At 68.3% G+C, this 26,786-nt stretch carries 19 protein-coding genes and 2 tRNA genes; 5 read left to right on the top strand and 16 right to left on the bottom strand.

Annotated features, from left to right (window positions below):
- Positions 1-23 precede the first annotated feature (23 nt).
- From RIA68_12855 to RIA68_12800, 12 genes are all read right to left on the bottom strand, one after another.
- Positions 24-1,574 (bottom strand): cytochrome P450, encoded by a 1,551-nt coding sequence (locus tag RIA68_12855; protein MEQ8318331.1) that lies wholly within the window; start codon positions 1,572-1,574, stop codon positions 24-26.
- 109 nt (positions 1,575-1,683) lie between these two features.
- A tRNA-Pro gene (locus RIA68_12850) sits at positions 1,684-1,758 on the bottom strand.
- 165 nt (positions 1,759-1,923) lie between these two features.
- A complete protein-coding gene (locus RIA68_12845; protein MEQ8318330.1) occupies positions 1,924-4,626 on the bottom strand; it encodes a GC-type dockerin domain-anchored protein in 2,703 nt (900 codons plus the stop codon).
- A 446-nt stretch (positions 4,627-5,072) separates the two neighbouring features.
- Positions 5,073-8,195 carry a GC-type dockerin domain-anchored protein gene (locus RIA68_12840; protein MEQ8318329.1) on the bottom strand — a complete coding sequence of 1,041 codons (3,123 nt, stop codon included), beginning with the start codon at positions 8,193-8,195 and terminating at the stop codon, positions 5,073-5,075.
- A 363-nt stretch (positions 8,196-8,558) separates the two neighbouring features.
- Positions 8,559-9,554 (bottom strand): PEP-CTERM sorting domain-containing protein, encoded by a 996-nt coding sequence (locus RIA68_12835; protein ID MEQ8318328.1) that lies wholly within the window; start codon positions 9,552-9,554, stop codon positions 8,559-8,561.
- Between the two features lie 201 nt (positions 9,555-9,755).
- A tRNA-Tyr gene (locus RIA68_12830) sits at positions 9,756-9,837 on the bottom strand.
- Between the two features lie 39 nt (positions 9,838-9,876).
- Entirely contained in the window at positions 9,877-10,698 is an 822-nt protein-coding gene (locus RIA68_12825; GenBank protein ID MEQ8318327.1) for a hypothetical protein, read from the bottom strand.
- Positions 10,699-10,718: 20 nt separating this feature from the next.
- Complete coding sequence (locus tag RIA68_12820; protein MEQ8318326.1) at positions 10,719-11,348, bottom strand: nucleoside monophosphate kinase; 630 nt, start codon at positions 11,346-11,348, stop codon at positions 10,719-10,721.
- A 180-nt stretch (positions 11,349-11,528) separates the two neighbouring features.
- Positions 11,529-13,649, bottom strand: coding sequence for an elongation factor G (gene fusA, locus RIA68_12815; protein ID MEQ8318325.1), 2,121 nt, complete (start codon positions 13,647-13,649; stop codon positions 11,529-11,531).
- 403 nt (positions 13,650-14,052) lie between these two features.
- Entirely contained in the window at positions 14,053-16,338 is a 2,286-nt protein-coding gene (locus RIA68_12810) for an O-antigen ligase family protein (protein ID MEQ8318324.1), read from the bottom strand.
- Positions 16,331-17,485: an MraY family glycosyltransferase gene (locus RIA68_12805; GenBank protein MEQ8318323.1), complete on the bottom strand. Its 1,155-nt coding sequence runs from the start codon at positions 17,483-17,485 to the stop codon at positions 16,331-16,333. The genes RIA68_12810 and RIA68_12805 overlap by 8 nt, the downstream gene beginning before the upstream one ends.
- Positions 17,486-17,528: 43 nt before the next feature.
- A complete protein-coding gene (locus RIA68_12800; GenBank protein MEQ8318322.1) occupies positions 17,529-18,932 on the bottom strand; it encodes a hypothetical protein in 1,404 nt (467 codons plus the stop codon).
- A 236-nt stretch (positions 18,933-19,168) separates the two neighbouring features.
- Here RIA68_12800 and RIA68_12795 point away from each other — a divergent pair, with 236 nt between their 5' ends.
- The gene (locus RIA68_12795; protein ID MEQ8318321.1) at positions 19,169-19,591 is read left to right on the top strand and encodes a hypothetical protein; all 423 of its coding nucleotides are present in this window, start codon (positions 19,169-19,171) and stop codon (positions 19,589-19,591) included.
- Positions 19,591-19,815: a helix-turn-helix transcriptional regulator gene (locus RIA68_12790; GenBank protein MEQ8318320.1), complete on the top strand. Its 225-nt coding sequence runs from the start codon at positions 19,591-19,593 to the stop codon at positions 19,813-19,815. The genes RIA68_12795 and RIA68_12790 overlap by 1 nt, the downstream gene beginning before the upstream one ends.
- Here the strand turns inward: RIA68_12790 and RIA68_12785 are convergent.
- The 3 genes from RIA68_12785 to RIA68_12775 are packed head-to-tail and all read right to left on the bottom strand — an operon-like array spanning position 19,812 to position 21,616.
- Positions 19,812-20,390: a hypothetical protein gene (locus RIA68_12785; GenBank protein MEQ8318319.1), complete on the bottom strand. Its 579-nt coding sequence runs from the start codon at positions 20,388-20,390 to the stop codon at positions 19,812-19,814. The two genes, RIA68_12790 and RIA68_12785, sit on opposite strands and share 4 nt — an antisense overlap.
- Complete coding sequence (locus tag RIA68_12780; GenBank protein MEQ8318318.1) at positions 20,383-20,988, bottom strand: hypothetical protein; 606 nt, start codon at positions 20,986-20,988, stop codon at positions 20,383-20,385. Before RIA68_12780 ends, RIA68_12785 begins: the two co-directional genes overlap by 8 nt.
- Complete coding sequence (locus tag RIA68_12775; GenBank protein ID MEQ8318317.1) at positions 20,981-21,616, bottom strand: hypothetical protein; 636 nt, start codon at positions 21,614-21,616, stop codon at positions 20,981-20,983. The genes RIA68_12780 and RIA68_12775 overlap by 8 nt, the downstream gene beginning before the upstream one ends.
- Before the next feature lie 550 nt (positions 21,617-22,166).
- On the opposite strand from RIA68_12775, the gene atpA reads away from it, so the two are divergent.
- The 3 genes from atpA (at position 22,167) to RIA68_12760 (ending at position 26,343) form a co-directional block, all read left to right on the top strand.
- A complete protein-coding gene (gene atpA, locus RIA68_12770) occupies positions 22,167-23,765 on the top strand; it encodes a F0F1 ATP synthase subunit alpha (protein ID MEQ8318316.1) in 1,599 nt (532 codons plus the stop codon).
- Between the two features lie 158 nt (positions 23,766-23,923).
- The gene (locus tag RIA68_12765) at positions 23,924-25,102 is read left to right on the top strand and encodes a GC-type dockerin domain-anchored protein (GenBank protein MEQ8318315.1); all 1,179 of its coding nucleotides are present in this window, start codon (positions 23,924-23,926) and stop codon (positions 25,100-25,102) included.
- A gap of 23 nt (positions 25,103-25,125) precedes the next feature.
- Positions 25,126-26,343 (top strand): GC-type dockerin domain-anchored protein, encoded by a 1,218-nt coding sequence (locus tag RIA68_12760; GenBank protein ID MEQ8318314.1) that lies wholly within the window; start codon positions 25,126-25,128, stop codon positions 26,341-26,343.
- Between the two features lie 18 nt (positions 26,344-26,361).
- On the opposite strand, the gene RIA68_12755 is transcribed toward RIA68_12760, so the two are convergent.
- The gene (locus RIA68_12755; protein MEQ8318313.1) at positions 26,362-26,784 is read right to left on the bottom strand and encodes a hypothetical protein; all 423 of its coding nucleotides are present in this window, start codon (positions 26,782-26,784) and stop codon (positions 26,362-26,364) included.
- Between the last annotated feature and the right edge of the window lie 2 nt (positions 26,785-26,786).

The raw sequence follows: 26,786 nt of genomic DNA, 5'->3' as shown, positions 1-26,786 counted from the left end.
GCCACGCCACGGACGCAACCGCGTCAGCGATCTCGAACGCGCAGCTCGACCATGACACCGTCCGCAGGCTTCGTCGATACCCCGGCTCGCGCGGGGTTCCCACGCCGGACCGGTCGAAGCTCGAAGAGCTTGATGACGACGCCCACGACCAGCGCCACTTCCATCTGACCGAGGTTCTTGCCCGGGCAGAACCGAGGACCGTGGCCGAAGCCGAAGTGCAGCCAGTCCTTCGTGCCCTGATCGGTCGCCCCGCGCCCGCACCAGCGCTCCGGAACGAACCGCTCGGCCGAGTGCCCGGTGACCTCGGGGCCCCAGTGATCGTCGTGCCGGTTGGCGTGCCAGACATCGAGCAACACGTGGGTTCCGTCGGGAATGAGCAACTCATCGCCCCGACGCGTCTTCACGAGCGTGTCCCCACCGGCGCGGCGTGGATGGAAGTACAGGGCCGGCGTCAGACGCAACGTCTCGTTGAGTACGCAACCCAGGAACTCCAGTTCTTGCAGTGCTTCGGGGCTGTAGTCTTCGACGTAACGGACCTCTTCATAAAGCCGCTGCTGCGCGGCCTCGTCGCGCGCCAGGTGCGAGAGCGCCCAGCTCGCATACGACGTCGTGGCCTCCAGTGCTCCGGCGAGAAACACCCGGACATTGGGCCGCAACGCCTCGTCTGTCACGTCCGATTGGAAGTGCCGCCAGAGTCCCGCCTGGTGCGCGCGGGGGCGGATGGACTCGCTGGTCAAGTCTTCGAACGTCTGCGCGGCTTCCCTCGCCCGCGCGACCCCGCCGATCCACCGGGGCAAGCGATGCATCGGACAGCCGACCTTGGCCATGACGGTGTCCCGGACGATGTTGTCGATGAACCGATCGATCGCCGGGACGTCACGGCCTCGAATGTCGTCCGAGCCGATCGACGCGCCGAAGAAGCTGTTGACGAGCATGTCCAGCATCACGGCCTTGATCTCGGGCTCCAACGCCACCTCGAGCGTCGAGGATCCGCGCTCGCGCAACCGCTCGCCGACCAGTTCGAGCCGTTCGATCGCGATGCGTCGACAATTCTCGGCGAAGTCGGTGAACACCTCGGGCTGGTACAGGGTCGATCGCGAGAACGGCGGGGCGACCATCTGCTTCTGGGCGCGCCACGTCGCGCCGTTGGCGTAGAGCAGGGTCTTCTCGCCGGTCGCACGAGCGATCCCGCTGGTCGGCATGGTGTCGCGGTCGAACTGGCCGGGCTTATCGCCCGTCGCCTTGGAGATCGCCTCGATGACGCCGGGGTCGCGTGAAACCAGGACCGGTGCGAATCCAGGGACGTCGAGGTAGCGGTTGTGCCGCGCGCCGAAGTCGTCCTCGGCTTCCGCACCGTGATAGAACGTCGAGAGGACGCGCAGTGGCTCGCGGTAGTTCCAGGGATGCGGGAAGGGGAGCGAAGGGCGCCGAGCCAGCGAGAACAATGGCACGCGTCCCGGGCGGATCGATCCCTTGAACGGACTGCGCCGCGAGATCTGGGCAGGCAGGCGACGCAGCCGTCGCCAGCGCCGCCGCGGACTCGGACCCCGGTCATCCTTCTCGGGCGTCGCCATGCATCAACAGTATCGGCCCGTTTGCGGACGGCACCAAACGAGCCCGAAGAGGAAGGGTCCCACCAGAACGAAACAAGGCCGCCCTCCAAGGCGGCCTCGTGTCATGGAATCGGGGTGACAGGATTCGAACCTGCGACCTTTTGACCCCCAGTCAAACGCGCTAACCAAGCTGCGCCACACCCCGTCTCGAAGCACCCGTACCCACCCTCTGGAGGAGCACGATACGGGCCTCGATGCTATGCCTCCGGCCGGCCCGATGCCCGCCACGAAGACCACCCCGATCACGGAAAAGGGGCCCTCCCGGCGTGCGGAAGGGCCCCGTTGAGGCTTGGAAAGGGCTCGGCCTGCCTCAGCAGCCCGCGGCGAAGTCGTTCTGGAACGCCAGGAAGTCGAAGATGCTCAGCGAGCCATCGCCGTCGAAGTCGGCGGCGAGGTCGCCCGCGGCGAAGGCGTTCTGGAACGCCAGGAAATCGAAGATGTCCAGCGTGCCGTTGCCGTCGAAGTCGGCCCGGCAAGCGGAGCCGCCGTCGACGATGATCCGGAACGCATCGATGCCCGCCTCGGTCACCGAGTTGTTCGGGTTGTCGGTGGCGAGGAACCGCACGCGGAACTCATCGGTCACGTCGACGACGTCCGACACCCGGACGGACGCAACAACCCAGCCGGCGGGCGTATCGGCGACGTTCTCCGCCAGCGACCACGTCAGGCCGCCATTGTCGGAGAACTCGATGCGCAGGCGGTCTGCGTCGCGATCATCGTTGCGGAACCAGCGGGCATAAGACACGATCGCATCGTCGTAGTCCGACAGGTCGAACTCCGGGCTGATCAGGGTGGTCGGCCCACCATCAACGTCGGAATTGCCAGAAGCGCGATCGGTCAGGAACGCGCTGCCCGAGCCGTCGAAGTCGGTCTCCGGGTCCTCGCTGCGATCGTCGCCCGCACCCAGCGGACGGCCGCGATCCCAAGCGCCATCGTCCAGGGCGGTGTTCTCCACCGTCCAGCCGGGCGCCGTCTCGAAGTCGAACGAGATGATCTCCTCGCCGACCAGCACCGGGAAGCCGCCCGAGCTCGGCACGCGGACCGTGTCGCCCGTGTCGGCATCGGCCGTGATGAAGTACGCAAGGTCGGTCAGGCCGGGCTGGCCCGGGATCGTGCCAACGAACTCATCGCCATCGGCGACCAGCGGCACCATCTGCGTGTCGCCGTCGATGATCAGGCCCAGCATCTGCGTCCCGAGCTCGAGCGATGCCGTCGAGTCGGTGATGCTGACGCGGACCTCGGCGCTCTGGCCCGAGCTCAGCTGGTCGGGGGCGTCGACAACGGAGATGCTGATGAGATCGAGCTCGGGGCAGTCGATGCCGTGGCGATCGAAGGCCATGCAGATCTCGTCGTAGTTGGGCGTGCCGTTGCCAAGGATGCCGTCGTCGTCATCGATCGTCAGCACCTCGATGGCCGTACGCGGCGTCGCCGAATCGCTGCCGTCGCCGCCGAGCGTGATGATCGACCAGCCGACGAACAGGTCCTGCGCCGTGGCCAAGGCCGCAGCGGAACCCAGCGTGCCGTTCATGTTCAGGCGGATCCAGCGCCACGAGCCGCCCAGCACCTGACCGCAGGTGTGGATGGCCGAGCCGCACGGGAACTGCTGGCGAGCCGCCTCGGGGTTTCGCACCGCGCCGCCACCGGTCAGGAAGCCCTGGCCGACGATGCCGGTGTCATAGAGGTTGATCGCAACCGAGTCGCCGTAACCCTCGCCGAAGGCACCCTGCGACAGGCCCAGCCGGTTCACGATGAAGTGCCCGTACTCGTGGGCGACGACGGTCGAAAACGCCGTGTTCACGCAGCCACCGCCGGCGGTGAAGAAGTTGATCGACAGGTCGGCCCCGCTGAAGAACGCGTTGCAGTTGTCGTTGATGTTGACGTTTGCCGGCGTCTGGCGGTCGAGCCCGGTGAAGCCCGGGGCCCGCGTCTTCATCAGGTCGTACGACAGATTCGTGTGCAGGAAGGTGTTGACCTGGGCCGTGGTGAACTGGTTCGGGCTCGGGTTGAACAGCAGGTCCGCAGGGCCGGGAGGCGTGGTGACCACGCTCGCCGAAAGCTCGGGGCCAGCCACGTCGTTGACGCGCACCCACGGGCCACGCAGCTCGCCGTCGACCGTCACGCTCGACGTGCCCGAGTGCGGGATCACGAACTCACCGTTGATGTCGCTCACCGCGCTCGAGCCGCCTCGCAGCATCACCTCCAGCAACGGCAACCGCTGCTCGGTCGGCGGGTTGCCGGCGGTGTCGGGCAGCAGGCCGGGCGTAGCGCGGCCAGTCGTCGTGCCCTCGACGTCGACGTGCGCGATCGCCGACTGCACGAGCAACTGCTCGCCAGTCTCGGCGTCGACGAACACCTCGTACGCCTGATCGACGACCGGATAGCCCACGTGCTCGGCCGTCACTCGATACGCCGGACGCGTCTGGACCGCGTCTTCGCCCTGGCCGTTGCCATAGAAGGCGACGAGCTCGGGCTGGCTGAAGTTCACGAAGTTCGTGAAGCGGATGTCGTTACGGACGATCGCCGACGCCTGGGCCGGCGTCAGGAACACGAGGTCCTGCAGGTCGCCGGGGCCGTTCTGGGCGAGGTTGCCGGCGGCGTACACCACGGCATGGTCGACGCCACGATCGAGCACCAGCACGCGGCCGATGCCAAGGTGCACGGGGATGCCATCGACCGACTGGTCGAACATGAACGCCGTGAACCTGCCGTCGCGCAGCGTCGTCTGGTGCGCCAGGTTCAATTCCAACTCGCCAACGCCGAACTCCGACCCGTGCTGGGCAAGGAAGTCCATCGCCGCTTGCTCGGCCGTCAGGCCCGTGGTCATCGGCACGCCGTAGAACGCCTCGGTGCGTCCGCTGGAATCCTCGAGCGTGCGCACGCCCGGGTACGTGTCGGCCAGGCTGTCGCCGATGATGATCACGTCGTCGGCCGAAACCGAAGCCGCGGCGACCAGGCCGATGCCCAGGCCCGCGACGAGCCGCAGTGCAACGGCGCTGTTCTTGCTTCCTCGCATGGAAATCCTCCCCTGTTCTCGGGATGTGTGATGTATCGCCGGTGACGCCCGACCGGAGGCCAGCGTCGCACGCGGTCGACCCGACCGCCACCGTCGGTGCAGGGACGATGACGGGACTTGGTTATTACGAGCCCGCTGGCGGCCCCGTTACCTGATAGTTTGGTGTCAATAGGCTCCCCGGGCCACTCCAGCACGCACCTTCTCGAGCCATGACGGTGACCCACCCTTACAACGCGCACGCGCCGAACATCCGTCCGCATAACGCGTGGCTTCCGCATTGATGAAACCACGAATCGGTCACGTCCGTTGGGGCTCCCCGCTCCTGAAACGGATGCGGATCGGCGATGGAGCAGACACAAAAAAGGAGCCGCCCTCCTCAGGCGGCTCCTTCGCGTCAATCAGAGGCGGGCCCGGATCGGCCCCGCGGCTCCGACAGGTTCAGAGACTCAGCAACCCGCGGCGAACTCGTTCTGGAACGCCAGGAAGTCGAAGATGTTCAGCACGCCGTCTCCGTCGAAGTCGGCGGCCAGATCACCAGCGGCGAACGCGTTCTGGAAGGCCAGGAAGTCGAAGATGTCCAGGCTTCCGTTGCCGTCGAAGTCGGCGCGGCAGCCGGTGCCATCATCGCACCGGAATCCCGTCACGCTCACGGCATCCAGCGCGGCCTCGGTGGCCGAGTCGTTGGGGTTGTCAGAGGTGGTGAAGCGAAGCTGGACGCTATCGGTGAGCGAGACGAAGTCGGCGACCGTGATGGTCATCTCCGTCCACTCCTCGCCGCCCGCATCGTGGTCCACCGACTCGATGGTGGTCCAGCCCGAGCCATCGGTGATCTCCACCAGCAGGCGGTCGGCGTCGGTCAGGCCGGCGCGCTGGTCATCGTTCCAGAACCAGCGGGCGTAGCGCAGCTCGACGTCAGACGGAGCACCCGTCAGGTCGAAGACCGGCGAGGTCAGGATGGTCGGACCACCGTCGACGTCCTCGCCACGCTCGTTGCCGGTCACGTAGGCCTGGCCCGAGCCATCGAAGTCGTCATCGGGAGCGCCACGGAAGCCATCGGGCGTGCCGAGCTCCCAGTCGCCCGTGATGGTCGAGCCCGAGACGTTCCAGCCGACGGCCGTCTCGAAGTCGTACTCGCCGTAGTTCAGGTCCTCGCCGACGCGATCGATCGTGTACGGCGCGTCGCCGCCCAGGGCGGGCAGCGTCACGGTCGTGCCACCATCACCGGTCACCTCCATGTAGAAGGTCGGCGCGGTGCCGCACGTGGTCTCGGGCAGGTCGAAGACCCACGTGTCGCCGCTCGCGGACATATCGGCGCGGGTGAAGCCCGAACCGGTCATGTCGTAGTAGATCGAGGGCACGCCAACGAGCATCTCGTCGCCCTCGATGACCTCGATCTCGACGTTGACCTCGGTGCCCGGAAGCACGATGTCCGGAACGTCCGACACCAGCGACATGCCGATAGCCGGGGTCACGCCGGCAACAACCAGCGAGTAAACCGCATCGAGGCCAGCCGTCGCGGGGTTGCCGTCCTGGTTGATCTCGTCGGCGATCACCTCGACCGTCCACACGCCACCCTCGGGCGAATCGACGAACACGTTCTCGACGTTGTCGAGGTCGTTGGCCGAGCCACCGGGCGTGGAGAAGTTGCCGTCGGCCAGGCCGTTGTTGCCCCAGTAGACCGTGCCGCTCGGCGAGGTCACCTTCAGGGTCAGGTCGTTGATGCGGTGCTTGCTCGACGAGGTCGTGCCGCTCACGTCGCGGTACACCATCGTGACGCGCAGGTCCGGCTCGTCGCTGGCGACCTTCAGCGGGTAGCTGTTGGCGCCCAGCGGCGTCAGCGGCTCCGTGGCGTCGACGATGAAGAAGCGCTCGCGCTCGTCGTAGAGCTTGCCGACGTCGGCAAGGCCCCAGCCCTGACGCATGCGGTTCAGGTCGTCGCTCGAGCTCGCGAAGTCATACTGCAGGCCCGTGTTGATCATCATGGCCTTCGACGTGCTGGAGATCGGACGGTTCTCGAAGACCGTACCGCCCGGAACGCCGACCGGACCGAACACGCCCTCGTTCCACATCTGGAAGAACAGGCCGAAGTGGCCGGCGGTGATGGGCGTGGCGCCCGACGTGCCGCCGAACTGCGTGTACGACGTCGGCGAGCCCGTGGTCGCCGCGATGGTCGAGTCGTAGAAGTGGCTCAGGTCGGGCTTGATGCGACCGTCGCGAGCCGGACCCGTGCTGCCCGCCGCGCCGCCGTGGCGGTCATCGCTGCGCGTCAGCGTGCCGAAGTGGTTGATGCCACCAACGGCCACGATGTTTTTCGCCCAGGCCTGGGGACGGCTCGGCGTGCTGCCCGAGTTCGACTGGCTCTGGGTGATGATGATGTTGTGGTCGAACAGGATGTCGTCCATCTCGGCCGAGATCGTCGTGTAGTCGCTCGTGCGCGAGTCGCCCCAGCTGTTGGTCTGGAAGACGGCGCGGTACGGGCCGGACGGATCGACCAGGCGGGCGGTGTGGGCGTAGCGATCGCCCAGCGCGCCGTAGGCCGCCATGATGGTCTGCTCGGCGTCGGGCAGGAAGCCGCGAGCCTGCGGGTTGGTGCCCGGCGCAAACACGATGCTGAACACGCTCGTGCCGTGAGACTGGCTGCCGACCGAACCGTGCAGCAGCGGAGCCGGCGACATGCTGCTGAACTCCTGGTGACTGAGGTACAAGCCGCTGTCCATGACCTCGGCGCGGACGCCCTGGCCGGTGTAGCCGGTCTCGTTCTCGACGTAATCGGCGCCACCGATCATGCGGGCGATGTCGACGTCGAGCTCGGGCTCGCCGCGCACGTCCATGAACAGGACGTCGCTGCGCTGGGCAACCGCCAGGAGCTGCGCATCGGTCAGCCACGCCTGCAGGCGGCCGACCGGCTCGGACTCGAGATCGATCGCCGCGCCGATCGAGCGGATCTGCTGGGCCAGGCCCTTCAGCGAGCCCTCGCCGCGACGCAGCGTCTGGATCGAGTACCGCTGGAACGTGGTCGAGTCACCCATGCCCGCCAGCGCGAGGCGCTGCAGGTCGGGCTCGTCGAGCTTGTACGCCGGGTGGTACTCGCCCACCCACCGCACGAACGGGAGCGCCCGAACGGCGTCAACCATGCTCGCATCGATCGTGACGATCTGCGCCTGGTCGGGCAGGAAGCGCTCGACGGTGCCGCCCAATCGCGCGATGGCATCGCCGTACGCCTCGAGCGGCTGGCTGATGTACTGCACGATGAACGCCTGGTTGCCGTCGACGGCTCGCAGGTCCTGCGGAACGGCGGGGATGAACCCAGCCGGATCGAACTCGGCATAGCGCAGCATGATCGTGCCGCGCTGCTCGACCACGCGCTGCTCGGCGCGACCGTCGAGGCTGATGGCCACCATCGGCTGGCCGGCGTCAACGAAGGTCCGCACGTAGCCGTCGCCCACGCGCACCGTCTGGGCCTGGGTCGGCTGGGCCAACTGCTGCGACGCGAGCGCCAGCCCGCTGCTGGCCAGCAACACCGCCGCCGAAGCGGTCACGACCGTCCATCGATTACTACCACGCTGCATGTGTCGTCCTCTTCCTGATGAGCTGTGGGGTCGCCCGAAGCACGCCCCCCGGGCATGCACGGCAACGCCGGGCGTTCCAGCGCTATATGTCTACCAATACAACAGGCTCGGCCACTGCGTAACCGGCTTCGGGGGTTCCTATACAATGGCGGAAAAGCCGCACCAGGCCAAGCCCAAGTTGCCCTGAATTCGGACAGATTGCGGCATCGCCGGACCATTTGGTCCGGATAAGCCCCAACTGCTACGTCGATCACCCATCAAGACCCGAATCGCATCGCCCGCTGCTCCGGGCGGATCACGAACCGACGGCCAATAGACGACCGGCCCGCGCAGGCAGGCCGGTCGTCCCTTCGCCGTCGCTCGTCAGCATGCCCCCGCGCTCCGTCGGCGGGTGGCAACCCCAAGGCCGAGCCCGAACAACGCCAGCGTCGCCGGCGCCGGCACGGCCGCCCCCGCACCCGCCTCGCTCCGCAGGCCGATGGCCGCCCCGGAGGCGATGATGTCCGCAACGGAGAGATCCCGAACGAGGATTCCCAGATTGAGGCGAGTATCCATGACGCCGTCGTCGAGGTCGCCCAGCAGCATCCGTTCGATGCCCGCTCCATCGATGGGCACCGACAACGCGTGGTCCTCGGTCGCGTCCAGATCGATCATGGACCAGAGCTCGAATTCGAACGGCGTATCGAAGAGCTGGGCGTCGAAGCCGCCCTCGTCGGCGTGGAGGGAGAACAAGTCGTATTCGAGATCCTGGTACAGCAGGCTCGCCTCCCACCCGAAGTTCGCCTCCTCGCCGACGACCTCGCCGCCCGACAGCGTCATCGGGAACCACACGTCGATCTCTTGTTCGAGGAGGAGATCGGCGGCGCCCAACTCGTCCACGGTGATGTAGAACGGGTCCTTGCCGCTCATCCACGTCGACCACTTGGGCTTGTGCTTCTCGGGGCCGCCAAGCGAGCCGGTCGCCGTCACGTTCCACTGCACGCGTCGGGTCCTGATGTTGCTGGTGCCCACGCCCCTCCCGGTCGAAGTGCTGCCAAGGAAGCCCGTGATCGAGTTGCCGCCGTTGAGCGCTCGGCCGGCGGGGGCAGCACCCGGGGCAAACGCAAACTTGGTCTGATTCAGGCCATCGTTATCGCCTGTCCGGTCGGCGCGGAGCTTCCAGCTCCACTTGATGAAGTCTCGCGGCGAGACCCGCTTGAGCAGACGATTACCAGGCTTGCCGATCTCGGGAACCTTGACCTCCGAGCCGGCCTTCGCCGTGCTGCGATGGCTCGGCTGCGCAAGCGCAGGGCTCGCGATCAAAGCCACGAAACCGGTGGCCAACGATGCGATGACGATCGGTCGTACGTTCGAGATCATGATGCACCTCCGTTCTTGTTGCCGGATCTCGCTCGACGCACTCGGTCGAACGATCTCCAACTCCAAGGAGCGCAGGGCACACGCACGACTCACCCCAATCACCACGAAACACGAGCCGCGTGCCGACTGCACGTGGCTCGCTCGATGTCGTTGTTATGTGAAGATGTGCGTTGATCGCCGAGCTCGGATCGCACGGCGGAATGGGCGAGGAGGGATTCGAACCCCCGAAGGCATTGCCAGCAGATTTACAGTCTGCCCCCTTTGGCCACTTGGGTACTCGCCCGCTGGGCCACCATGATAGCCGGCGGATCGCCCGAGGGCCTCACGCGTCGGCGTCGTCGCCCGCCGAAATCTCCGCCGACGCGGTCGATTCGAATTCCAGCGGCGGCGGGTCGACCGGCTGCCCACGCCGCGGCGGCAAGGCGACCGGCTGGGAGCGACCGCCGAGCACCACCGGCACCATCAACGGCTGGCCAGGCTGCGGATCGCCGCCCATCCACGCCACCAGGTCTCGCACGGGGCCGCCCTTGGAAAAGTCGAACTGCCGATATGCCTGCCTGGGCGCACCGCGGCGGACGAGCCCATCACCAACGCCATTGGCCCCGAGGAACCCGGCGACCGCGCCGACGACCTCGGCCATGGGCGTGCCTCCGCCGGGCTCGTGCACGAACGCGCACGGGCACCCGAGCGAAAGTTGCTGCCCGGGCGCGGCAAGGTACACGTCGCCTTCGAAGCCCAATGCTTCCAACAAGCCCACCAGCTCGGCCGGATGCTCCAGGATGGCCGTTGCGTCATCGACGCACCACTCGATGCCGGACGAGAGCGCATCCGCTACTGCCCGCCGCGCATCTTCCAGCAGCTCGTGCAGCTCGTCGGGCCAGGGCACGTCGGCCCAGATCTTCGCCAGGTCGGCCGCGTGCCGATCGATGCCTACCGACGCGGTGTCAATCGCCAGCGCCCGCCCCTCGTCCAACTCGTGCTCGTCGAGGTCGCCCAGAGCCAGCGCGATGGCCTGCAGCCCGATGATCGCCGGCACGCTCTCGCGCCAGCATCCGCCCTCGCCCTCGGTCGGCAGCGCCACCGCCGAGCGCGCAAACTCGGTCCAACGCGCCAGCAGCACCGCCCAGGTCATCGCTTCGGCCATGCCCAAGCGTACGCCAGAGGCTACAGGTCGCCGTCCATTTCTTGCTGGCCGAAGAGCGTGTCGTGGATCGGCGCCAGCGCCTCGAGCGTGTGCTGGAGCACCTGCACCGGCGTTCCGATCGCGTCCACCTCGTGGATGAGGTCCTTGGAATAGAAGTCCAGCACGGGCCGCGTCTCGTGCTCGTAGACCTCCCACCGGCGCCGGATCACGTCCTCGCGGGCGTCGTCGGCCCGGTTCTCTCGAAGGGCGCGCTTGCGCAGCCGGACGAGCATGGCGTTCATGTCGCGGCACACGAGGTGCACGATGGCCTTGACCTCCACGTGCTCTTCGAGCAGCTGGGCCTGCTTGACGTTCCGCGGGATGCCGTCGAGCACCAGGATCTCGGCGTGGGGCTTGTAATAGCTCAGGGTCATCTGCGCGTGGAGGTTTTCCTTCCACATGTCGACCGTCACGTCGTCGGGCACCAGGTTGCCCTTGGACGAATACTCGTAGAACGTCCGGCCCAGCGGGCTGTGGATATCGAGCGTCCGGAACACCTCGCCGCACGACAGGTGGTAGAACCCCGGGATCTGCCCGAGGATCTTGCCCTGGGTGCCCTTGCCCGCACCCGGGGCCCCGAACAGCAACGCGGTTGGAACACGATCGGCCATCGTGGCCTCCCCTTCGCCTGGACTGCGGCGGGCCGAACGAGCCCCGCCCTGAAACACGCCCCCAAGCATAACGCCCACGCGGGTTGGAGGCCGGTTTCGGAGGCCTCCGGGGCGTGGGCGTCTGCGGTCTGGGACGGTTTTCTTGGGACGCTGCCGACCCGCTCCGGCCGGCAGGTCCGATCAGTCGGCCGCGATGACTTCCTGCATCAGGTTCGCCGGCATCGGGCGATACTCCTGGAACTCCATCGACGCCGCGGCCCGGCCCTGGCTCATGCCGCGGAGCGTGGTCGTGTAGCCGAACATCTCGCTCAGCGGGCACTCGCACGTGATCTGGCGGATGCCGGCGCCACGATCCTCGGTGTCGATGATCATGCCGCGGCGGCTCGAGATGTCGCCCGTCACGTTGCCGAAGAACTCCTCGGGCGTCACGATGACGACCTTCATGATCGGCTCGAGCAGCACGCTACGGGCCTTGGAGACGGCCTCGCGGAGCGCCAGGCGAGCCGCCTGCTCGAAGGCAACCTGCGAGCTATCGACCTGGTGGTACGAGCCGTCGACCAGTTCGGCCTTGATGTTGATCAGCGGGTAGCCCGCCGTCACGCCGCTGGCCGCCGTCTGCCGGATGCCCGCCTCGACCGAGGGGATGAATTCCTTGGGGATCGAGCCGCCGACGATCTTGTTCTCGAAGGCCACGCCCTCGACGAACTTGATGCCGTCCTCGTCGGCCTCTTCCTTGGTGTAGGGCCGCAGGTTGATGATCACGTCGCCGAACTGGCCGCGACCACCGGTCTGCTTGACGAACTTGCCGCGGACTTCCTTGGCCTCGCCCTGGATCGCCTCGCGGTAGCTCACGCGCGGCTTGCCGACCTGCACGTCGATCTTCATGTCGCGCGTCAGCTTGTTCTTGATGATCTCAAGGTGCAGCTCGCCCATGCCGGCGATGATGGTCTGCCCAGTCTCGTCGTCGTAGTGGCTCTGGAAGCTCGGGTCCTCGCGGCGGATCGTCACGAGCGCCTCGCTCAGCTTGCGCTTGTCGTCGCTGGTGTTGGGCTCGATCGACATCGAGATCACCGGATCGGGGAAGTCCATCCGCTCCAGCAAGATCGGGTCGCTCGGGTCGCACAGCGTGTCGCCCGTGATCGAGTCCTTGATGCCGATGACCGCCACGATCGAACCCGCGTGGGCGCGATCGAGGGCCTCACGCGTCTTGGCCTGCATCTGGTAGATACGGCTCACGATCTCACGCTTGCCGTTGCCGGGGTTCAGCACGCGGCTGCCCTTCTCGAGCGTGCCCGAGTAGATGCGCGTGTAGGTCAGGTCGCCGTGGCTGTCGGCCACCACCTTAAACACCAGGGCCGACAGCGGGGCCTTGGCATCATGCGGCCGCTTGAGCTTCTTCTCCGAGTCCTTCGGGTCGACGCCCTGCACCTCGGGCACCTCGGTGGGGTTGGGCAGGTAGTCGATGACGCCGTCCAGCAACCGCTGCACGCCGATGTTCTTCAGGGCCGAGCCGCAGAAGACCGGGTTGCACGTCAACGCGAGCGTGCCCTTGCGCAGCGCGCTGCGGATGTCCTCGACCGTGACCGAGTTCTCGTCCTCGAGGTACTTCTCGGTCAGGTCGTCGTCGAGCGAACTGGCCGCATCGACCAGATCGTGACGCCACTTCTCGGCCTCGGCCATCAGGTCGTCGGGGATGTCCTTCTCGGTCACCACAGCGCCCTGCTCGTTGGCATCGAAGTAGTACGCCCGCATGCCCAGCAGATCGATGATGCCCTCGAGCTCGTTGCCCGCGCCGATGGGAATCTGCACGGCGATGGCGTTCGCGCCCAGGCGCTTCTTCACGGAGTTGAAGCTGAACTCGAAGTTCGCGCCGATCTTGTCCATCTTGTTGATGTAACAGATGCGCGGCACGCGGTACCGGTCGGCCTGGCGCCACACCGTCTCGCTCTGGGCCTCGACGCCTTCCTTGCCGTCGAACACGGCGACCGCGCCGTCGAGCACGCGGAGCGAACGCTCGACTTCGATCGTGAAGTCCACGTGGCCCGGCGTATCGATCAGGTTGATCTGGTACTCGACGTCGCTGCGCGTCCAGTGGCACGTCGTCGCCGCCGACTGGATCGTGATGCCACGCTCCTGCTCTTCCTGCAGGAAGTCCATCGTCGCGGTGCCTTCGTGCACCTCGCCCAGCTTGTGGGTCTTGCCCGTGTAAAAGAGGATGCGCTCGGTGACCGTGGTCTTGCCCGCATCGATGTGGGCGGCGATCCCGATGTTACGAACCTTGTTCAGCGGCATCTCGGCCATGGCGTCGTCCTCGTGTCCTCGGTCTGCTCGTCCGCCCGAACGGCGGATCGAATTCGGCGAATCCATCGACCGTCATCCGATCCGGGCACGCGCCCGCGATCCATGATCGGCCTCCCGCCCGGCGTGCCCGGCGGGCCCTGGTTGTCTGGTTCTCATCGGCCCCGGGGCCACGCCCCTCCAGACCGATGACTCGTTCTCGAAGCTCGAATCGTCCGGCCCGATTCGTCGGCTGCCGGGGGCCCCGCCGCCGGGAGCAGCGATCCCATCGCTCTGGGCCATCGACCCATCGCGTGGTCTCGTACATCACCCTGACCGCAGACCATCACCACCGGCGGCCACCGGAAGCCGTGGGCCGAAGGGTAATGCTAGAGCCCAGCGGCTGTCCGTCAAGCGACAGGCCGCCCTAGCGAGCCCCGAGATAGCCCTGGATCTCACGGACCTGGGCCTCGCTCAACCCGGCCCCCAGTGGATCCAGCCGCATCCGCTCGTGGGCCCGCAGCGCCGCAGTCGCGCTCTCGAGTGCCCGCTCGTCCAGCCCGGCCTCCCGCGCGATCCGGAACTGCCGGAACCTGAGCTGCGGGCTGGCCGGGTTCAGGGCCTCAGCCTTTGCCAGGGCTTCGAGCACCTCCTCGGTCTTCGAGCCGTCGGGGTGCAGGGCGGCGAGCACCGTGGCTCGGTAGCCGAAGTTCTGGGCCGAGGCGGGCTCGCTCTCGGTCGCCATCTGCGAGAGCGCGAGGGCCCGCTCGCCCGCCGAGCGGTCTACCGCCATCGCCACGACGAGCCACGCGCGGGAGGCCAGCCGGAGCGTCGGTCCGTCCGCCGGGGCCACCTCGACCGCCCGGTCCGCCTGGCTCGCCGCGGCCAGCGAAGATTGCCGGCCCAGCTCGCCGAGCCCCGCACCCAGGTTGGCCGGGCCCACGGGCCGGCCGATCTCGGCCGACACCTGCTCGGCCACCGCACGGACCACGCGCGGGTCGCCGCCACTGGCCTGGAGCGTGGCGGTGAACTCCGCCGGCCGGCGCGCCGCCGCGGCTGCCCGCTCGACTGCCGTCTGCCACGTCCAGAGCCCGGGCAACGCGAGCACCGCTACCGCGAGCGCCATCACCGCCGGCACCGCCGGCACCGCTCCGACGAGCCGAGCTGCCCGGGCCGGGGCTGCTTCGGTATCCTGACGCGCAACAGCGACCGCCAGCCACGCGGCCCAGAGCGAGGCCGAGCCCACGAGCACCGGCGTCATCTCGATCTGCCCGTGCGCGATCAGCACCAGCGCCGCGGCCCCCGCGCCGAGTGCGATGGCCCGGACCGGCGCGTGCCAGGCGGCCACCGCGATCGCAACCCAAGCCGCCAGCCCGCCGACCCACGCCATCGCCAGGCCGGGGGTCAGCCCGCCGACCGACTCGAGCTCGAACCGAGCACCGATCACGACCGCGATCGCCGGCCCGGCCACGAGCGCCAGCCGCGGCACGCGGCCCGCGTCGTCGGCCTCGACGGTGCTGGCCAGCACCGCCCTCGCCGCGCGCCACGCCGCGAACACCACCAGCGCGAGCACGACCACGCCGACCACGACGCCCATCGAGGCCATCGCGTCGAACACGACGCTGTGCGGGCTGGCCGCGTTCTCGGGGCTGATGGGGTTCTTGGCGATGGCGTAGGCGTCCTTAAAGCCGCCCGGCCCGACGCCCAGGAGCGGGTTGTCGATCGCGATGCGCATCGACGCCTCGACGTAGAACCAGCGGAAGAGCAGGCTCAGCTCGCCCACGCGCTCGCCCACCATGCCGCGTGCGACGAGCGCGAGGAGCGGCCCGATGACGACGACGAACGCGATCGCACCGGCGAGGCGCGCACGCATCCGACCCTCTCGCCAGCGCGTCGGCGCGAACCGCCCGATCGCGACGCACCCCAGGCCCAGCGCGCTCGCGGCCATCGCGCCCTTGCTGCCGCCGTAGACGACCAGGCCGAGCGCGACGAGGGCGCCGACGCCCGCGACGACCGCCGCCCACCGGCGCGCCGAGACGGCGACGGCCGCCAGCAGCACGCCGCCCGCCGCCAGGAACGAGGCGACGACGTTCGAGAAGCCGATCCAGCCGGTGATCTCGGGCTGGCGGAGCCGACGCTCGAACGCCCGCGCGCCGGCCGACCCGGGCTCGAGCCCCTGGGCCGCGAGCATCCGCGCCTCGTCGGCCTCGAACTGCGCGACGGTCGACGGGTGCTCGACCAGGAGCTGGACGAGACCCTTGGCCACGAGCATCGCCGTCAGCCCGGCCAGCAGCGCCGCCACCACGCGGCGGCTCTGAACGTCCGCGCAGCCGCGCGCCAGGCCGCCCGCGCCGGCCAGCGCCGCCAGCCACGCGAGGGCCGGTGAGAGGTCGGCCTGCCTTGGGCCATCGGGCAAGCCATGAACGCACCCGATGACACCAACCAGCACGAGCGCCCCGGCCCAGCCCGTCCACGGCTTCCACCGCGCCGGCGGTGCGAGCAAGAGCACCAGACCGCTCAGCAGGATCGTCAGCACGTCGAGCAGCGCCGCCTCGCGCGGGCCGAAGGCGCCGGCGGGCGCGGCGATGGTGTAGGGATCGAGCCCCCAGCCCGGCACCGGATCAAACGCCACGAGCGCGCGCACACACGCAAGCAGGGCGATGACGATGGTCAGGCCGTGCACCACGCCGGTCGTGCGCGCGCGGTCAGCCATGCGTCTTGCCGCCAATCCCACCCCTGGGCCAGAATTCCAGCACGCCCAGCACCGCCATGAGCACCACCGCCTGCACGCCGATGATGATGGCGCCGGTGGCGTTGACGGTCAGCAGCAGCAGGCCGGACGCGCCGGCGATCGCGCCGAAAGCCCAGAGCACCAGCACCGCCCCGCGCCTGCCGAGGCCGCGATCGGCGATCCGGTGGCTCACGTGCTGCAGGTCTCCGACGAGAGGGCTCTTGCCCTGGCTGAGGCGCAGGCCCACGACGGTCGCCAGGTCGTACAGCGGCACGGCCAGAACGAGCAACGGCAGCAGCACCGCCCACCAGGTCGTGGTTGGTTCGGCGATGCTGACCATGAGCGGTTCGTTCGATCGCGTACCGGCAGCGGGCGAATCTGTGCTGACGTACGTCCCCCGCACGCTCAGGAAACCAAGCACGAAGCCCAGCACGAGCGATCCGCCGTCGCCCATGAAGACGCGCGCCCTCGGGAAGTTGTGCGGCAGGAATCCCAGGCACGCCCCCACCACGCACGCGCTCAGGCCCGCGACGAACCACTGCCCGGCCATCAGCATCGCAATGGTCAGGAACGCGCCGGCAATCGCGGCAACACCCGCGCTCAGGCCGTCCATGTTGTCAAGGAAGTTCAGCGCATTGGTCATCGCCAGCAGCCAGAGCGCGGTGATGGCGATGCTCGCGATCTCGCCTCCGGGGTACGCGTCCAGCAACGTCAGCAGCCGAGAGTCGGTCAGCAGCGGGATGGCGACCGCGGGCAGGGCCATCAGCCCGAGCTTGAGCAGCGGACCAAGCGGCCTGCGGTCGTCGACGAGGCCCAGCACGTGCAGCAGCAGAATGGCGGCGATCAGGACCACGGCGTCGAAGGCCACGGCCGACGGATCGGTCAGCTCGCGGTGCGGGCCGTCGATGATCGGCGAGAGAGCGAGCGCCGCCACGATCGGCACGAGCAGCCCCGCCACCACGCCGATGCCGCCGATGTTGGGAATCCGCCGGGCGTCGGCCTTGACCTGCCCGGCCACGCCCGCGGCGTCGAGCGCGTTCAGCCGCCGGCCCAGGAGCGTGGCCAGACGGGTCGCAACGAGGCTCACCACGAGCGCGACCAACCCCAGGCCCAGCACCAGCCACGGCATGGGGCTGTTGTAGGCCCCGGACGGTCCAACCATCGACGCCGCTCTAGACCGCCCACGTACAGTCGACGTCATCCCAGCCCGAGCGTCGCAGCGTGTCACGCATCCTCGATTGGATGACGGCCCGACGCTGCTCATCTTCGAGCCAGCGGGGGGCCGCGTCGTGCCAGAATCGTGCGGAAACCTGGAACGTCGTGATCCCAGGCTCGGCCGCTGCCCCACGCTCGTCCTCCACCGGGAAGCCGCTCCATCCATCGAACTCGGCGATGTCGAAGTGGGCCTTCTCGTCTACTGCTTCGAGCGTCGCTTGGTCGAAGCTGTTCAGGAGCGAACGCATGAGTCCCGGCTCGTCGGGTCGCCGCCCTTGGATCAACAACACCCGCTTGGCGTCACCACGGTCCCACGGGCCCACGTTGCTGAGCATCGCAAACTCGCTGTGCGGCGTCGACTCGGGCATCGCGCTACCCCAATGGACCGCGGTCGTACCCCGAACGAACGGTCCAGTCTCGGCTGCCACACCCTCCACGCACATCAGCACCGTGCTCGTGCCCAGCATCGATCGACAGGAGCTACGCACGATGTTTGCCGTGTCGTCGGCCAGTCCGTCGGCCGCTTGCGCGAGGTCGCCGAGCAGCCCGAGGCGATCCTCGACGTGCGCAAACAGGTAGCCGTACCGCGCGCCTTCCTCGGGAGCCGCGCGACCCGCGTTGCCATAAGCAGACGTGAACCACCGCGTCGTCGCCCCATGCAGCCGATCAACCTCGTGCTCCAAACCCGCACGGCCATAGAGTTCTTTGACGATGCGATCGATGGCCTCAATCGCCGAGTCTAAGTCGTCGTCCTTGTTCTTCACGCGGAACGCGTGGCGGTACACTTCGGCGTCATTGAGACGATGTATGGCGTCTGCGGCCAGCTTCACGCCCTCTTCCTGACGAATATCCAGCCCGGCGTCGCGGCAGGCATAGCACAGCCGCGAGAGGTCCAGTCGTCGATCGGGCACGGTCAAAGCGAATCTCGCGTGGCCGCCCTCGCGAAAGGCGAATTCCTCCTCGCGACGCATGACTTCCACGTGTAGATTCGTCTTGTGCCGCTCGAAGTACGAACCATTCAACACCGGTGGATCATGATCCAGCCCTCGCAGCGGCAGGGCACGACAGCACATTGCCAGCCAGTCGCGACCGTGCAACAGTTCTTCGGCCGTTCGCCGCGACGTGCATCGAAGTCCCAGTTTCACGTATCCGAAGGGCCCGAAACTCCGTGCACAGGTCTGGTGGATGCACGTGTCCCGGCCCGTCCACGCCCGGTCGGCCTCCGGCCCCACACCTTCAGGTACGGGGATGTTCGACCACCGGCCCGCGATGTAGTCGGCCGCAACGCGTAGCGCCCCGACGCGGTTCATGCCATTGATGCAAAGCAGCAAGCGTGATTCGTCCGAAGCCTTCGCGACCATTGGGCCTCCTCGCGAACTCAGTGCAACGGAGTTCGCCGTTCGGGTGATGTTGGCAGTTTACACGCTTATAGGGCCAGCCCCAGCCTTCGGTTTCAGGGCCGCGACTCGAAGCCCCGCCAATACGCCCCATGGCCCCCGCAAGCGATTTGTCAAGCTTGCTTGACACGTCGCCGATGTCGAGTATACTTGACTCGATGTCGCGGATACTTGACACGCGTCGGGAAGGGAGAATCGCCATGCTGCCGTCGTTCGAGGAGCGGAGCGTCTGGGTGCAACTGGTGGCGCTCGGGCTGGGGCTGGGGGGCTACTTCGCCGCGGCCGGGCCGATGCTGGCCCGGGGGGTGATGGAGATGGGGCCGTACGTGGCCGTCTTCGCCGTGAGCCTGGTGCTGCTGATCGGCGTGATGGTCGCCGGCCACGTGATCGCGGCGGTCTTCGGCGGGACCGATGACGAGACCGACGAGCGCGATCGCCTCATCGGGTGGAAGGCCGAGGCGCGATCGTCGTGGGTGCTGGGGGCGGGCGTGTTCATGGCGATCGGCGCGCTGACCTTCGGCGTCGAGGCGGCGTGGGTGGCCAACGGGCTGCTGCTCGCGCTGTTCGCCAGCGAGATGCTCAAGCTCTTGTTGCAGGCGATCTCGTATCGCTGGGGCGTGTGATGGCCTCCAAGCAGGACGGCCGCGTCGTCAACCACATCCGGCTGTTGCGGGCGGCCGAGGGCGGCATGACCCAGGGCGACCTGGCCAAGCGCGTGGGCGTGAGCCGGCAGACCCTCAACGCCATCGAGGGCGGCAAGTACGCGCCCTCGCTCGAGGTCGCCTTCAAGATCGCCCGCGAGCTGGGGCGGCCGCTGTCGGAGGTGTTCGAGTTCGTCGAGCGCTAGCGGCGGCGACGCATGGCGAGCACGCCGCCGGCCAGCACGAGCGCCGACGCCGGCGCGGGGATGACGCGGATGGTGGCGGCGCCTTCGGTGAGGTCGTCGAGGCGGGACACGGAGAGATACGCGTGCATGTCGACGTACACGGCATACCTCGTGGTCGCCGTTGTCAGGTCGACGTCGAACGGCGCGGCCACATCGATCGGCGCGGTGTAGGTCGCCTGCCAGAACGCGATCGGGTTGGTTGCATCGGCGAAGTATGCTTCGAACGGGTGGTGGACCTGGCCGGCGATGATCTCGTCGTAGCCGGCAGGCGACCGAACGCCGGGATCGGTACCCGGTCCGGCCATTGGAAAGACGAGCTCCGCCCCGCTCCAGCCCTCGCTGCCAGTCGATATGGCGAGGTCCGTGGTGAGGCCGCCCATCGCATAATCCTCGCTCGAATCGAACCCAGCAAACATCGTCACGAGCGTGCTCTCGCCGGGCATCAGCACCGGGTTGTCGACTTCGATCGTGATCGCCGGTTGGGCGAGGGCGGTGCCGCCGATCGCGAGCAGGGCGGTGGTCGCTGTCCTACGCATCGCGGGTCTCCGTTCGATCTGGTTCGCGCCGTCGGCAGAGCGCGGCGAGGCCGAGAGACAGCATGAGGGCCGACGCCGGCGCGGGGATGACGCGGATGGTGGCGGCGCCCTCGGTGAGGTCGGCCAGGCGGGATTCGGAAATGACGCTATCCATCGCCCAGTACACGTCGTACCTTCGCGTGAGTGTCGAAAGCTCGACCTCCATCGGGTCGCGCACATCAACCGGGGCCGTGTAGACAGCTTGCCAAAACGCGATCGGATTGCTGGGATCGGCGTACCCCCAACTGAGGCCGAAGTTAGGCTGGCGGGCCTCGATGCCGTCGTAGCCGGTCACCGAAGGCGTACCCGGAGTTGCGCGTGAGCCGTCCATGGCCCCAACGACGACGGCGTCGCGCCAGCCGTCGCTCCCGACCGATGTGAGCAAGTCTGTTCCAACCTCCGCCATCGCATAGTCCGATGGATCGAAACCCGCGTACATCGTCACCACCGTGCTCTCGCCCGGCATCAGCACCGGATCCTCGACCTCGATCGTGATCGCCGGCTGGGCGAGGGCGGTGCCGCCGATCGCGAGCAGGGCGGTGGTCGCTGTCCTACGCATCGCGGGTCTCCGTTCGATCTGGGTCGCGGCGTCGGCGAAGCGCGGCGAGGCCGAGCGCCAGCACGAGGCCCGACGCCGGCGCGGGGATGACGCGGATGGTGGCGGCGCCCTCGGTGAGGTCGGCGAGGCGGGACTCGGCGACCGGACTGTCTCGGAACGGGTACACCTCGTAGCGCGACGTTTCCGTCGATAGCGCGACGTCGATGGGCCTGGTCACGTCGAGCGGAGCCGTGTAGACCGCTTGCCAGAACGGGATCGGGTTCGTTGGGTCGGCGTAGCTCGTGCTCAGGCCGAAGTTGAGCTGGCCGGCCAAGATTCCGTCGTAGCCGGTCGCCGAGGGCGTGCCCGGCGTCGTCGCGGGACCATCCATCGGGACCACCAGCCTCGCATCGCTCCAGCCCTCGCTGCCCGAGGTGCTCAAGAGATCGGTTTGGACCGCGGCCATGGCATATTCCGATCGAGCGAACCCCGCGTACATCGTGACGAGCGTGCTCTCGCCCGGCATCAGCACCGGGTTGTCGACCTCGATCGTGATCGCCGGCTGGGCGAGGGCGACCTGCATCGGCGTGGCGGCGAGGCACGCGGCGGCGAGAATGACCGAGGGGTTGGCGACGGGATTCTTGGGCACGGCGGGGCTCCCGGAGGTGGTGCGGGCAGACTCGGCCCGCTCCACCCAATCTACCACATGCCGGGGCAAGTCCCAGAACACGAGCCCGAGAAGTTCGCCGCGGGTGTTCCCGGATTACGAACGGGCACCGAAAGACCCGAACAAGGGCCTCGGGGCGGGAAATCGGCCTCGGAGGCGGGTTTTAAGCCAGACAGGGTCCGGATATGGGTCGCCGGAAACAACATCCGGCATGCCTGAAACAATATCCGGGGCCTTCTCCAACGCATCCAGCCGCTCGGATCGAGCCCACGGCGACCCGGCTGCCAGTTCCGGCACGCCGGATGGATCCGTCGGCGGCCCGGCTGCGAGCCCCGGGTGGCCGGGCATGGCACGAGACGCCGCGCCTCCCCCATCGGGGCCCTCCGCGCCCTCTGCGACCTCCGCGTTCGAGCCCCTTCCCGCCGAGACAATCGGGCCCAGCGCCGCTACCCTTGGCACCAATCTCTCTCGGGCCCGGCGGTGGTGGCCGGACGCCCGTGCGTTGCCTTCTTTCGTAAAGGGACAGCCCGCCGTGAAGATCCGAACCGACGAGATCGCCAGCGTCATCCGTACCGAGCTCGAGCAGTACGCCAACGAGCTCGAGGTCTCCGAGGTCGGCCGCGTGGTCGAGGTCGGCGACGGCATCGCCCGCGTCTACGGCCTGGCCAACGCCATGGCCGGCGAGCTGCTCGAGTTCCAGAGCGAGGGCGGCGCGGTCATGGGCCAGGTCATGAACCTGGAGATGGACACCGTCGGCGCCGTCATCTACGGCGACTACCTCAAGGTGAAGGAAGGCGACCTGGTCAAGAGCACCGGCCGCCTGCTCGAGGTGCCGGTCGGCGAGGGCCTGCTCGGCCGCGTGGTCGACCCGCTGGGCCGCCCGCTCGACGACGGCCCGGCCATCGAGGCCGCCGAGTACCGCAAGGTCGACATCATCGCGCCGGGCATCGCCGACCGCCAGCCGGTGAGCGAGCCGCTGCAGTTCGGCGTCAAGGCCGTCGACGCGATGATTCCCGTGGGTCGTGGCCAGCGCGAGCTGGTCATCGGCGACCGCAAGACGGGCAAGACCGCCGTCTGCATCGACGCGATCATCAACCAGAAGCAGTACTGGGGCACCGACGACGCGGTCGTGTGCATCTACGTCGCCGTTGGTCAGAAGGAGTCGACGGTCGCCAGCGTCGTCGAGAAGCTCCGCCGCCACGGCGCGATGGACTACACGATCGTGGTCAACGCCGCGAGCTCCGACCCCGCCCCGATGCAGTACGTCGCGCCGTACTCGGGCTGCGCGATGGGCGAGTACTTCATGTGGCAGGGCAAGGAGGGCAAGACGCCCAAGCACGCCCTGCTGGTGTACGACGACCTGAGCAAGCAGGCCGTCGCGTACCGCCAGCTCTCGCTGCTCCTGCGTCGCCCGCCCGGCCGCGAGGCCTACCCCGGCGACGTGTTCTACCTGCACAGCCGCCTGCTCGAGCGCGCCACCAAGCTCAGCGACGAGAACGGCGGCGGCTCGCTGACCGCCCTGCCCATCATCGAGACGCAGGAAGGCGACGTGTCGGCGTACATCCCGACCAACGTGATTTCGATCACCGATGGCCAGATCTACCTCGAGCCGGAACTGTTCTTCTCGGGCGTGCGTCCCGCGATTAACGTCGGTATCTCCGTGAGCCGCGTGGGTGGTGCCGCCCAGATCGGCGCGATGAAGAAGATCGCCGGCTCGCTGCGACTGGACCTGGCCGCCTTCCGCGAGCTCGAGGCCTTCGCCCAGCTCGGTACCGAGCTCGACAAGGCCACCCAGAACCAGCTCGACCGCGGTGCGCGAATGGTCGAGCTGCTCAAGCAGCCCGAGTTCACGCCCTTCCACGTGGTCGACCAGGTCATCTCGATCTTCGCCGGCACGCGTGGCTACCTCGACGAGGTGGCGCTCACCGACGTCCGCCAGTTCGAGAAGGACCTGCTCGAGGCCTTCCAGACGAGCTACAAGCCGCTGTGGGACAAGATCAACGAGCAGCGGAAGCTGACCGACGAGATCAACACCGAGCTCGACGAGGCCCTCAAGGCGTTCAGCGGCGACTGGCTGCGGAACAAGAAGAGCGGCAAGAAGGACGCCGAGCCGGCGGCCGTCGGCGCCTGAGCCGATCCGCGTTCCAAAAAAGACTCGACCTCGAAGGCCCGCCCCAAGGCGGGCTTCTTCGTGCCCGCGAGAAGATGGGGCGTTTGCGGGCGTTATCGGCTTCGCTTCCCGCGTCCGGGGTGGCTCGCTCCCGCCGGGGCTCGGTCTATCTTTGCGGCATGGCACGCCTCCGACTCGCGATCGTGGGGCTGGCGTCCTGCACGCCGGCGTCCCTTGGCCAGTACGCGTTGCACGAGCTGGCCCCGCCGCCCGGAGCCACCGACACCGTCGTGACGGCGATCGACGAAGACGGCGCCATCGTCGGCTCGGCCCGGTTGGCGACGGGGCGCATCGCCGTGCGGTGGGCGTCGTTCGACTCGATGCCGGAGGTGCTCGGCACGCTCGACGGCGGCGCGACGAGCGAGGCCACGGCGATCTCGGGCGGGCTGGTGGTCGGCGTGAGCGATCGCGCGTGCGGCCAGCGCGGCGCCTTCCTCTGGACGGCCGGCGGCGGCCTCGTCTCGACCGGACCGGCCGCGTGCGTCCGTGTCTCCGCGATCGACGTCAACGCCGCGGGATGGGTGCTGCTGCAGGTGGGCGAGCCGGCATCGCCGGTGGCGTGGCCGCTGGGTGCGGGCACGCCGCGTCCCTTGGACACCTGGGGCCAGCCCGCCTCGTTGTTCCGCATCGAGGACGACGGCGCGGCTCTCGGCAGCTCGCAATTCCACCCCGAGGGCGAGGGCCAGACCCGCGCCATCGAGTGGCCCGCGACGGGGCCCGGCCGGCTGCTCGAACGCCTCGACCCGGACGCGACGGGCACCGACGCCGCACTCGACCGCCACGACTCGGGGCTGATCGTCGGATTCTCGCGCGCCGAGTCCACGAGACGCGCGACCGTGTGGGACGCGGCCGGCGAGCCGACCGACGTGGGCGCATCGCTCGGTGCGGGCGTGGGCTCTCGGCTCAACCGCATTAACGCCGACGGCCTGGCCGTCGGCTGGTCGAGCACTGGCGCCATCGCCTGGGACTCGGACGGCGGCGTGCGGCGACTGGCGGACATGGTCGACGAAAGCGGCGACGGCTGGGAGTTGCTCGATGGTCAGGACGTGAACGACGCGGGGACCATCGTCGGCAACGGCCTCAACCCCGACGGACGTCCCCGCGGCTTCGTCCTGGCCGTGGGCGGGGCCGCGTGCCCGGCCGACCTTGACGGCGACGGCGAGCTGACGATCTTTGATTTCCTGGAGTTCCAGAACCTGTTCGACGCGGGGGACGCACGGGCCGACCTCGACGGCGACGGATCGCTGACGATCTTCGACTTCCTGGCCTTCCAGAACCTGTTCGACGCGGGGTGCTAGCACGTATCAAGGGGGGCCCGACCATGCAACGATTGCGAATCGCGGGCGCCCTGGTCGCGGGATCGGTCATCGCCACAGCGGCGATGGGCCAGTGGATCGCCGAACCGCTCCATCCATCGGGCCTGGCCGGATCCGCTGCGCTGGCCATCGACGAAGACGCCTTCGGGCCGTGGCCAAGGCCGGTGATTGCCGGTTTCGCGCGGTCGGCCAACGACCACGCGGGAACGTGGGCAATTGGCTTCCCGCTCGCCTTCGAGTCGGTCCATCCCGCTGGATGGGAGGACTCGCAGTGCCTCGACGTGCAGGGGGGGCAGCGCGTCGGCTTCACGTCGAACGGCGCCGGCTTCGACGTTAACCGGGCGGCGCTGTGGCAGGGCGACCCCGCGACGTACGTTGGTCTTCATCCCGACGGCGCGCTCGAGTCCCTCGCGTTGGGCGTGTACGAGGGCCAGCAGGTTGGCATCGCGAGATTCGCCGATGCCAATCGCGCGGGCCTCTGGAGGGGAGATGCGGATTCGTGGACCGCGTTGCATCCCGACGGCGCGCTCGAATCCGAAGCGTATGCGGCGGGCGCCGATGCCGACGGGCCCCTGCAGGCGGGCTGGGTGAAGTACGAGGAGGACGCCGCCCGGGCGACGATCTGGCGCGGTACGCCCGGGTCGGCGACCGACGTGCATCCGGACGGCTTCGCGCAATCGTGGATCTACGCGGTCGATGGCGGCGTGCAAGCAGGCGTCGCGCTCGTGACGGGCTTTCCCGATGCGCGGGCGGCGCTGTGGCGCGGGACGGCCGGTTCGTTCGTGTCACTGCACCCCGGCTGGGCCGACTATTCGGTTGCGTATGGCTCGTGGGATCGCTACCAGGTGGGCCTGGCCCGAGATGCGATGGGAACGACGCGCGCCATGCTCTGGCGTTCGCGAGCCGATCGAGCCGAGGACTTGCACGCCGTCCTGCCGGCGAGATTCAGCCACTCCGAAGCTCGCGGCGTGTGGAGCGACGATCGCTTCATCTACGTTGCTGGCATCGGCTACACGATCAGCGGAATCGAAGCGCTGATGTGGTCACGCGAGGTGTCGTGCCACGTCGACCTCGACGGCGACGGCGAACTCACCATCTTCGATTTCCTGGCGTTCCAGAACCTCTTCGACGCCGGTGATCGCCACGCCGACTTCGACGGCGACGGGTTGCTGACGTTCTTCGACTTCCTGGCGTTCCAGAACGAGTTCGACGCGGGGTGCTGATTGCGCTGCCGGGGCGTCCTACGAAACTAATTCGCCCCCGACCAACTCGTAGCGTCCGCCGGCCAGGCCGAGCACGGCGGGAAGATCGCACGCAACGTGGAGCGGTCGTTCGTCGTCCAAGGCACCGAGCACGGCGACGACGAGCGGCGCCGCCTCGACGATGAGCAGACCACGGCCCGGTCCACTGGCCACGCGGCGGACGTCGAGCCGCCCGTCCCAGCGTGCGCACCACGTACCGGCTGCGTCGAGGGGTTCGCCATCGAGCATGACCCGGGCGCCTTCGCTCGGGCGGAGCTGCAACTCGAGCTGAGCGGGCTTGCGACCGGGCCGGCCGAGTGCAACGGCGGCGACGCTCCATCGCACGCGCAAGCACGCAGGCTTGCGGGCCGGCTGCAGCCGTACGCGCCGCTCGAAGGTCGTGCTGGTGTGGGCGGTGGTCATGC

The sequence above is a fragment of the Phycisphaerales bacterium genome, assembly GCA_040217175.1.
In the GTDB taxonomy this organism is placed as follows: domain Bacteria; phylum Planctomycetota; class Phycisphaerae; order Phycisphaerales; family UBA1924; genus JAHCJI01.
Note: the sequence above shows the minus strand (reverse complement) of the source record. Positions and strands in the feature narration are given on the sequence as shown.

Coding starts and splice junctions, on each gene's coding strand:
- RIA68_12855 (MEQ8318331.1), bottom strand. CDS start 1,574: ATGGCGACGCCCGAGAAGGATGACCGGGGTCCGAGTCCGCGGCGGCGC.
- RIA68_12845 (MEQ8318330.1), bottom strand. CDS start 4,626: ATGCGAGGAAGCAAGAACAGCGCCGTTGCACTGCGGCTCGTCGCGGGC.
- RIA68_12840 (MEQ8318329.1), bottom strand. CDS start 8,195: ATGCAGCGTGGTAGTAATCGATGGACGGTCGTGACCGCTTCGGCGGCG.
- RIA68_12835 (MEQ8318328.1), bottom strand. CDS start 9,554: ATGATCTCGAACGTACGACCGATCGTCATCGCATCGTTGGCCACCGGT.
- RIA68_12825 (MEQ8318327.1), bottom strand. CDS start 10,698: ATGGCCGAAGCGATGACCTGGGCGGTGCTGCTGGCGCGTTGGACCGAG.
- RIA68_12820 (MEQ8318326.1), bottom strand. CDS start 11,348: ATGGCCGATCGTGTTCCAACCGCGTTGCTGTTCGGGGCCCCGGGTGCG.
- fusA (MEQ8318325.1), bottom strand. CDS start 13,649: ATGGCCGAGATGCCGCTGAACAAGGTTCGTAACATCGGGATCGCCGCC.
- RIA68_12810 (MEQ8318324.1), bottom strand. CDS start 16,338: ATGGCTGACCGCGCGCGCACGACCGGCGTGGTGCACGGCCTGACCATC.
- RIA68_12805 (MEQ8318323.1), bottom strand. CDS start 17,485: ATGCCGTGGCTGGTGCTGGGCCTGGGGTTGGTCGCGCTCGTGGTGAGC.
- RIA68_12800 (MEQ8318322.1), bottom strand. CDS start 18,932: ATGGTCGCGAAGGCTTCGGACGAATCACGCTTGCTGCTTTGCATCAAT.
- RIA68_12795 (MEQ8318321.1), top strand. CDS start 19,169: ATGCTGCCGTCGTTCGAGGAGCGGAGCGTCTGGGTGCAACTGGTGGCG.
- RIA68_12790 (MEQ8318320.1), top strand. CDS start 19,591: ATGGCCTCCAAGCAGGACGGCCGCGTCGTCAACCACATCCGGCTGTTG.
- RIA68_12785 (MEQ8318319.1), bottom strand. CDS start 20,390: ATGCGTAGGACAGCGACCACCGCCCTGCTCGCGATCGGCGGCACCGCC.
- RIA68_12780 (MEQ8318318.1), bottom strand. CDS start 20,988: ATGCGTAGGACAGCGACCACCGCCCTGCTCGCGATCGGCGGCACCGCC.
- RIA68_12765 (MEQ8318315.1), top strand. CDS start 23,924: ATGGCACGCCTCCGACTCGCGATCGTGGGGCTGGCGTCCTGCACGCCG.
- RIA68_12760 (MEQ8318314.1), top strand. CDS start 25,126: ATGCAACGATTGCGAATCGCGGGCGCCCTGGTCGCGGGATCGGTCATC.
- RIA68_12755 (MEQ8318313.1), bottom strand. CDS start 26,784: ATGACCACCGCCCACACCAGCACGACCTTCGAGCGGCGCGTACGGCTG.